Here is a 2,304-nt window from a genome sequence, read left to right as displayed (position 1 = left end):
GGTCGATGACCATCACCGGGCGCGTGCCATCGCCGTCGTCGTCGGCGGCACCACGGTGGCGGATGCAGTCGGCGCGCCGCTCGGTGCGCTTGTCGCGGCAGTGGCCGGCTGGCGTGGCACTTTCTTCGCCATCGCCGGACTTGGCGCGCTGGCCGGCGCGATCCTCTGGTACCGGCTGCCACGCGGCATCATCGGCACCAGGCTGCCGCTCCGGGCGCGTCTGGCGGCGGCGCTGCGGCCCGGCGTGATGCCGATCCTGCTGACGACCGCCCTAGCGCTGGTTGGCGCCTTCACCGTCTTCAGCTTCATTGCGCCGCTGGCCATCCAGAGCGGGGGCTTGAGCCCGCTGGCGCTGCCCGGAATGCTGCTCGCCTTCGGCGTCGGCGCCGTCATCGGCAACATTGCCGGCGGCCAGGCGGCCGACCGCTTCGGCGCGACGCGCACCGTCGCCTGGTCATTGGCGCTGAGCGCGGCGATGGTGATTACCTTCTCGCTGATCCCGACCTTCCTGCCGCAGCATATCGCCGGGCCGGCGCTGATGGGCATGATGGTGCCGTGGGGCATCGTCGGCTGGGCGTTCCCGCCGGCGCAGGCGAGCCGCATCATCAAGCTGGCGCCGGACGCCGCGCCGATCGTGCTCTCGCTCAACGCCTCGGCGCTCTATCTCGGCGTGGCGCTGGGCGCGGTGGTCGGGAGTATGGTGCTGCGCTACGGCGTGCCGGCAGATCTCGGCCTTGTCGCGGCAGTGTTTCCGATCGTAGGCCTGGGTATCGTGCTGGCCGGCCGGGCATTGGCCCGCCCGGTCGCAATGCCGGCCGAGTAACCGCTGCAAAGCTGGATTGGCGGCCGCTTATTCAGAGCGAAGGAGTGGCCGCCGGCATTTCCAGATCGAGATCAGCCACCGCGTCCAGCGCCGCGCGAAGCTTCGCCGCCTGCTCGGCGCCGACCTTGTCCTCGAAACGCTGCTGCGCCGCGCTCCACAGCCTGATCGCCTCGTCCAGCTTGACATTGCCCTGCGGCGTCAGCCGCACGCGCTTGACGCGGCGGTCGTCCTTGTTGGCGAAAGTCTCGACATAGCCGTCGCGGATCAGCGGCTTCAGCGTGTGCCCGAGCGCCGAGAGGTCCATGATCAGCGCCTCGGCGATGGTGCCCATCGCCGGCTCGCTGCCGACATGGATCTGAAAGAGCAGGCCGAACTGCGTGCCCTTCAAGCCCGATGGCGCCAGAGCGTCATCGTAGAAGCGCCCCAGCCTGCGCGCGGCGCGCCGCAGCGTCGCGTTGTTGCAGCGGCTAAATCCTGGCTTCCGAACTCCGGTCATGTTCGCTCCTTGCCGGCGAAAAGCTGCGCCGGCCAGCCGCAGAAATAGTTTTCGCCGCCGCCGTTGACAAGATAGTGGCATATACCTACTTCGGTGAAAGTGGCATATGCCACTAATATTAAATCGGACATGTCGGCGAATGGCGTGATCGTCGTCGCCGAACCAGAGCGACACGAACAAGGGAACAGGACAATGAGCACGAAGGACAACAAGGGCACGGCCGTGATCACCGGCGCCTCGTCGGGCATCGGCGCGGTCTATGCCGACCGGCTGGCCGGGCAGGGTTACGACCTGGTGCTGGTGGCGCGGCGCGCCGACCGGCTGCAGGAGGTTGCGGACAGGCTGGCCTATGCCTATGGCCGCAAGGTTAAGACGATTGTCGCCGATCTCGCCGGCGACAGCGACCTGCGCCGGGTCGAGCAGGCGATCGCGGCCGACGAGAGCGTGACGCTGCTGGTCAACAATGCCGGCATGGGTGGGCTGCAAGTGATCGCCGAGGCCGATGCGGACTCCGCCGAGCGCATGATCAAGGTCAATGTCATCGCCTTGACGCGTTTGACCCGCGCGGTGCTGCCGGGCCTGCTTGCGCGCAACCGAGGCGCCATCGTCAACATCGCCTCGGTGGTCGCCTACGGCATCGCCGTCGGTGGCATCTACAGCGGCACCAAGGCCTATGTCGTCAACTTCACTGAAGCGTTGCAGAGCGAAGTCGCCGGCACCGAGGTGAGGGCACAGGTCGTGCTGCCCGGACCGATCCGCACCGAGTTCTGGGACGTGTCCGGGATCAGCCTCGACAGGATCAACCAGGACTGGGTGATGACGGCCGACGATCTGGTCGACGCGGCACTTGCCGGTTTTGCCCAGGGCGAGACCGTTACCGCGCCAGGCCTTGCCGACCCGGCCGGCTTGGATACATATCTCGGCGCCAGGGACCATTTCTACGGCAGCCTGTTCGCCGGCAAGCCGGCGGCACGCTACGCCGTAT

3 protein-coding genes are annotated in these 2,304 nt (G+C 67.5%); 2 read left to right on the top strand and 1 reads right to left on the bottom strand.

Going from position 1 to position 2,304, the window contains the following annotated elements; all coding sequences use genetic code 11:
• Positions 1 to 823 (top strand): MFS transporter (locus tag EOA33_RS32725; protein ID WP_145989426.1); only part of this gene is annotated, 823 nt, incomplete at its 5' end.
• 31 nt (positions 824 to 854) lie between these two features.
• Here the strand turns inward: EOA33_RS32725 and EOA33_RS32720 are convergent.
• Positions 855 to 1,319 carry a MarR family winged helix-turn-helix transcriptional regulator gene (locus EOA33_RS32720; protein WP_126058770.1) on the bottom strand — a complete coding sequence of 155 codons (465 nt, stop codon included), beginning with the start codon at positions 1,317 to 1,319 and terminating at the stop codon, positions 855 to 857.
• A gap of 192 nt (positions 1,320 to 1,511) precedes the next feature.
• Here EOA33_RS32720 and EOA33_RS32715 point away from each other — a divergent pair.
• On the top strand, positions 1,512 to 2,304 hold a 793-nt coding region (locus EOA33_RS32715; protein ID WP_126058771.1), incomplete at its 3' end, for an SDR family oxidoreductase.

The organism is Mesorhizobium sp. M4A.F.Ca.ET.050.02.1.1 (assembly GCF_003997725.1).
GTDB lineage: Bacteria > Pseudomonadota > Alphaproteobacteria > Rhizobiales > Rhizobiaceae > Mesorhizobium.
The sequence above is the reverse complement of the archived record's forward strand: the minus strand, read 5'-3'. Positions and strand labels throughout refer to the sequence as shown.

Excerpts from the sequence above, each read along its gene's own strand:
- EOA33_RS32720 (WP_126058770.1), bottom strand. The coding sequence starts at position 1,319 with ATGACCGGAGTTCGGAAGCCAGGATTTAGCCGCTGCAACAACGCGACG.